This window comes from Streptomyces sp. NPDC089915, from assembly GCF_040684675.1.
Lineage (GTDB): Bacteria > Actinomycetota > Actinomycetes > Streptomycetales > Streptomycetaceae > Streptomyces.
The window spans coordinates 1-2,385 of record NZ_JBFBGN010000303.1 but is presented as its reverse complement, the minus strand read 5'-3'; the positions used below and the strand labels follow the sequence as shown (position 1 = coordinate 2,385).

Here is a 2,385-nt window from a genome sequence, read left to right as displayed (position 1 = left end):
GGGGACGGCCGGACGGGCCCGGCGGAAGCCCTGCCGCTCGACCGACCCGGGGCGGCCCCGGGTCGCAGCCGGGCAGCCGGACCGGCGGGCGGACGGACCGGCGGGCGGACGGACCGGCGGGCGGACGGACGGGCAGACGGACGGCTGCGACCGGCAGCGGCTAGCCGCCCCACGCCCCCAGCAGCCGCGACACCGCGCGGTCGAAGACGGCGGCCATGTCCAGGCCCGCGCCCGGGACCGGGTCGCCCGCCGTGAGGGCCGCCGCGAGGCGGGGGTACTCCCCCGTCGCCAGCCGGGAGCCGAGCCAGGACGTGCGGACGCCCTGTTCGGCGGCCTCGCTCCAGGGCAGTGAGCGGGCCCGTTCGGCGGTGGCCAGCTCCCCGGCCACGAAGGTGGCCACCGTGCCGTTGATCGCGGCGACCAGCTCCAGCTTCTCGCCCCCGGACACCTCCAGCGGTTCCAGGCAGGCCAGGCTGTGCTCCAGGTAGCGCAGGGCGTGCGGGCTGAAGCCGTAGACCGGGCTCAGCAGCCGGGGCAGCCAGGGGTGGCGGTGCATCAGGGTCCGGGTCTGGCGGGCCAGGGCGAGCAGGTCGGCCCGCCAGTCGCCGGTCGGCGGCGTCAGGTCGTACTCGGCGCCGGCGGCGTCGACCATCAGCTCGTACAGGTCCTCCTTGCGCGGGACGTAGTTGTACAGGGACATCGTCCCGGCCCCGATCCCGGCGGCCACGCGCCGCATCGAGACCGCCTCGATCCCCTCCGCGTCGGCGATCCGGACCGCCTCGGCCGCGATCGAGTCGCGGCTGTGCGCGGGCCGGGGCCCGCGGCCGGCCCGCTGCGGGCGGGCCCAGATCACTTCGGGTTCAGCGGGACGCCCGCCGGCTGCCATCGGTCACATCACCTCGTCGTCTCGCGACCCTCGCTCCACCATCTTAGTTACGTACGCCGTACGTAGTGAGGTACGGTGCAGCCATGACGACTACGTACGCCGTACTTAGTGAAGGTCTGGAGAAGCACTACGGCGAGGTGTCCGCCCTGCGCGGGCTGGACCTCGCCGTCCCGGAGGGCACCGTGTGCGGGCTGCTGGGCCCCAACGGGGCGGGCAAGACCACCGCCGTGCGGATCCTGACCACGCTCACCGCGCCCTCCGCCGGCCGGGCCCTGGTCGCCGGCCACGACACCGTCCGCGACCCGGCCGCCGTACGCCGCGCCATCGGCGTCACGGGCCAGTACGCCTCCGTCGACGGGGACCTGACGGGCCGCGAGAACCTCCGGCTCTTCGCCCGTCTCGCCGGACTGCGCGGACGCCCCGGCCGCGAGCGCGCCGACGCCCTGCTGGAGCGCTTCGGGCTCACCGGGGCCGCCGACCGGATCGCCTCGACCTGGTCGGGCGGGATGCGCCGGCGCCTGGACCTGGCCGCCGGGCTGATGACCCGCCCCCGCGTGCTCTTCCTCGACGAGCCCACCACCGGCCTGGATCCGGCGGCCCGCGAGGGGATCTGGACGGCGGTACGAGAGCTGGCGGACGAGGGCACCACCGTCCTGCTCACCACCCAGTACCTGGAGGAGGCCGACCGGCTCGCCGACGACATCACGGTCGTCGACCGGGGCCGGGCCGTGGCCACCGGCACCCCCGCCGTCCTCAAGTCCCGGATCGGCGCCCGCGCCGAGGTCACCGTCGCCGAACCGCCCGCGCTCGCCGGGGCCGCCGTCGTCCTCGACCGGCTCACCGGCGGCCGGCCCGCCCTGGACGAGGAGCGCCTGACGGTCGGCGTGACCGTGCTGGACACCGCGCTCACCCTGCCCCGGATCATCCGCGAGCTGGACACCGCCGGGATCCCGGTGACCGACGCGAGCCTGCGCCCGCCCACCCTCGACGAGGTGTTCCTGCGCCTCACCCGCACCCCCTCCGCCCTCCCGGACGAGAAGGAGAAGGCCGCGTGACCACCCTGCTGTCGGACGGCGGCGCCGTCCTCACCCGCCGGCTACAGAAGCACCGGCACGCCCCGGCCCTGCTGATCCTCACCCAGACTATGCCGGTGACGATGCTGCTGTTCTTCGGCTACGTCTTCGGCAGCGCCATGGCCGTGCCGGGCGCCGAGTACCGGGAGTTCCTGGTGCCCGGCCTGCTCGCCGCCACCGCCGCGAACGGCCTGATGACCGGGATGTTCACCGCCGCGCAGGACGCCCACCGCGGGGTGATGGACCGGTTCCGCACCCTGCCGATGAGCCGCACCGCCGTCCCGCTGGGGCAGACGGCCGCCGATCTGCTGACCACGGCGGTGTCGCTGGTGCCGCTTCGTGCTGGTGGACGCCGAAGGCCCCGACACCGCCGCCCTGTCCGCCGCAGTGGCCTGTGGCGAGCCCCAGGTGGCGGTCCGCGACGGC

The 2,385-nt window shown here is 75.6% G+C and carries 3 protein-coding genes; 2 read left to right on the top strand and 1 reads right to left on the bottom strand.

All coding sequences use genetic code 11. From position 1 onward, the window contains the following. Positions 1–160 precede the first annotated feature (160 nt). Positions 161–886 (bottom strand): TetR/AcrR family transcriptional regulator, encoded by a 726-nt coding sequence (locus AB0O29_RS35135; RefSeq protein ID WP_365160292.1) that lies wholly within the window; start codon positions 884–886, stop codon positions 161–163. 83 nt (positions 887–969) lie between these two features. On the opposite strand from AB0O29_RS35135, the gene AB0O29_RS35130 reads away from it, so the two are divergent. Continuing rightward, entirely contained in the window at positions 970–1,941 is a 972-nt protein-coding gene (locus tag AB0O29_RS35130) for an ATP-binding cassette domain-containing protein (protein WP_365160289.1), read from the top strand. Further along, a partial coding sequence (locus tag AB0O29_RS35125; RefSeq protein WP_365160286.1) for an ABC transporter permease occupies positions 1,938–2,385 on the top strand: 448 nt, incomplete at its 3' end. The genes AB0O29_RS35130 and AB0O29_RS35125, both read left to right, overlap by 4 nt.

Coding starts and splice junctions, on each gene's coding strand:
- AB0O29_RS35135 (WP_365160292.1), bottom strand. CDS start 886: ATGGCAGCCGGCGGGCGTCCCGCTGAACCCGAAGTGATCTGGGCCCGC.
- AB0O29_RS35130 (WP_365160289.1), top strand. CDS start 970: ATGACGACTACGTACGCCGTACTTAGTGAAGGTCTGGAGAAGCACTAC.